Source organism: Streptomyces sp. NPDC088733, from assembly GCF_044751185.1.
GTDB lineage: Bacteria > Actinomycetota > Actinomycetes > Streptomycetales > Streptomycetaceae > Actinacidiphila.
In genome coordinates, this window is the sequence record NZ_JBIVLH010000058.1 from 1 (window position 1) to 3,187 (window position 3,187).

Genomic DNA, 3,187 nt, shown 5'->3' on the forward strand with positions numbered 1-3,187 from the left:
GGTCTGGGGCGAGGTTCCTTTGAAGAAAAACACAGCGAGGACGCTGGGCACGTCGGGATTATTCCTCCCGATGGTGCCGCTCTCGTGAAGACATTCACGGAGAGTTTGATCCTGGCTCAGGACGAACGCTGGCGGCGTGCTTAACACATGCAAGTCGAACGGTGAAGCCCTTCGGGGTGGATCAGTGGCGAACGGGTGAGTAACACGTGGGCAATCTGCCCTGCACTCTGGGACAAGCCCTGGAAACGGGGTCTAATACCGGATACGACCTTCCTCTGCATGGGGGTTGGTGGAAAGCTCCGGCGGTGCAGGATGAGCCCGCGGCCTATCAGCTTGTTGGTGGGGTAATGGCCTACCAAGGCGACGACGGGTAGCCGGCCTGAGAGGGCGACCGGCCACACTGGGACTGAGACACGGCCCAGACTCCTACGGGAGGCAGCAGTGGGGAATATTGCACAATGGGCGAAAGCCTGATGCAGCGACGCCGCGTGAGGGATGACGGCCTTCGGGTTGTAAACCTCTTTCAGCAGGGAAGAAGCGAAAGTGACGGTACCTGCAGAAGAAGCACCGGCTAACTACGTGCCAGCAGCCGCGGTAATACGTAGGGTGCGAGCGTTGTCCGGAATTATTGGGCGTAAAGAGCTCGTAGGCGGCCTGTTGCGTCGGTTGTGAAAGCCCGGGGCTTAACCCCGGGTCTGCAGTCGATACGGGCAGGCTAGAGTTCGGTAGGGGAGATCGGAATTCCTGGTGTAGCGGTGAAATGCGCAGATATCAGGAGGAACACCGGTGGCGAAGGCGGATCTCTGGGCCGATACTGACGCTGAGGAGCGAAAGCGTGGGGAGCGAACAGGATTAGATACCCTGGTAGTCCACGCCGTAAACGTTGGGAACTAGGTGTGGGCGACATTCCACGTCGTCCGTGCCGCAGCTAACGCATTAAGTTCCCCGCCTGGGGAGTACGGCCGCAAGGCTAAAACTCAAAGGAATTGACGGGGGCCCGCACAAGCGGCGGAGCATGTGGCTTAATTCGACGCAACGCGAAGAACCTTACCAAGGCTTGACATACACCGGAAACACCCAGAGATGGGTGCCCCCTTGTGGTCGGTGTACAGGTGGTGCATGGCTGTCGTCAGCTCGTGTCGTGAGATGTTGGGTTAAGTCCCGCAACGAGCGCAACCCCTGTCCTGTGTTGCCAGCGGATTATGCCGGGGACTCACAGGAGACCGCCGGGGTCAACTCGGAGGAAGGTGGGGACGACGTCAAGTCATCATGCCCCTTATGTCTTGGGCTGCACACGTGCTACAATGGCCGGTACAATGAGCTGCGATACCGTGAGGTGGAGCGAATCTCAAAAAGCCGGTCTCAGTTCGGATTGGGGTCTGCAACTCGACCCCATGAAGTCGGAGTCGCTAGTAATCGCAGATCAGCAGTGCTGCGGTGAATACGTTCCCGGGCCTTGTACACACCGCCCGTCACGTCACGAAAGTCGGTAACACCCGAAGCCGGTGGCCCAACCCGTAAGGGAGGGAGTCGTCGAAGGTGGGACTGGCGATTGGGACGAAGTCGTAACAAGGTAGCCGTACCGGAAGGTGCGGCTGGATCACCTCCTTTCTAAGGAGCATCTAGACCCTTTCGGGGGTCCAGAGCCACTACGCCGGCGAATGTCCGGCGGTGGTCAGCTCATGGGTGGAACGTTGACTATTCGGCACGGCTCAGAGGATTTCACTAGTACTGCTTCGGCGTGGAACGTGATGTCTGAGGGGCCGGGTCGGGCGCGCTGTTGGGTCCTGAGGGCACGGAAGTGTTCTCGGTTGTGGACCGGACTCGCTCAAGGCGCTTGGTGCCGGCGGTGGGTGACGGGTCGTTGTTTGAGAACTGCATAGTGGACGCGAGCATCTGTGGCCAAGTTTTTAAGGGCGCACGGTGGATGCCTTGGCACCAGGAACCGATGAAGGACGTGGGAGGCCACGATAGGCCCCGGGGAGCTGTCAACCAAGCTTTGATCCGGGGGTGTCCGAATGGGGAAACCCGGCAGTCGTCATGGGCTGTCACCCATACCTGAACACATAGGGTATGTGGAGGGAACGCGGGGAAGTGAAACATCTCAGTACCCGCAGGAAGAGAAAACAACCGTGATTCCGGGAGTAGTGGCGAGCGAAACCGGATGAGGCCAAACCGTATGCGTGTGATACCCGGCAGGGGTTGCGTATACGGGGTTGTGGGATCGTACTTCAGTCGTCTGCCGGCGGCTGGGCGAGTCAGAAACCGTTGATGTAGGCGAAGGACATGCGAAAGGTCCGGCGTAGAGGGTAAGACCCCCGTAGCTGAAACATTAGCGGCTTGCTTGTACGACACCCAAGTAGCACGGGGCCCGAGAAATCCCGTGTGAATCTGGCGGGACCACCCGCTAAGCCTAAATATTCCCTGGTGACCGATAGCGGATAGTACCGTGAGGGAATGGTGAAAAGTACCGCGGGAGCGGAGTGAAATAGTACCTGAAACCGTGTGCCTACAAGCCGTGGGAGCGTCGGATGCACTTGTGCATCTCGTGACTGCGTGCCTTTTGAAGAATGAGCCTGCGAGTTTGCGGTGTGTGGCGAGGTTAACCCGTGTGGGGTAGCCGTAGCGAAAGCGAGTCCGAATAGGGCGATCCAGTCGCACGCCCAAGACCCGAAGCGGAGTGATCTAGCCATGGGCAGGTTGAAGCGTGGGTAAGACCGCGTGGAGGACCGAACCCACCAGGGTTGAAAACCTGGGGGATGACCTGTGGTTAGGGGTGAAAGGCCAATCAAACTCCGTGATAGCTGGTTCTCCCCGAAATGCATTTAGGTGCAGCGTCGTGTGTTTCTTGCCGGAGGTAGAGCACTGGATAGGCGATGGGCCCTACCGGGTTACTGACCTTAGCCAAACTCCGAATGCCGGTAAGTGAGAGCGCGGCAGTGAGACTGCGGGGGATAAGCTCCGTGGTCGAGAGGGAAACAGCCCAGAGCATCGACTAAGGCCCCTAAGCGTACGCTAAGTGGGAAAGGATGTGGAGTCGCACAGACAACCAGGAGGTTGGCTTAGAAGCAGCCACCCTTGAAAGAGTGCGTAATAGCTCACTGGTCAAGTGATTCCGCGCCGACAATGTAGCGGGGCTCAAGCGTACCGCCGAAGTCGTGTCATTGCAGCAATACTCCCAACGGAG

2 rRNA genes (1 of these 2 cut by a window edge) are annotated in these 3,187 nt (G+C 58.7%); both read left to right on the plus strand.

The annotated features are described in order from the left end of the window. Positions 1–93: 93 nt before the first annotated feature. Positions 94–1,611 (plus strand): 16S ribosomal RNA (locus ACIP64_RS41385). Positions 1,612–1,900: 289 nt separating this feature from the next. Continuing rightward, positions 1,901–3,187: ribosomal RNA gene (locus tag ACIP64_RS41390) — 23S ribosomal RNA — on the plus strand (its annotated part continues 1,444 nt past the right edge of the window); the annotation flags it as partial.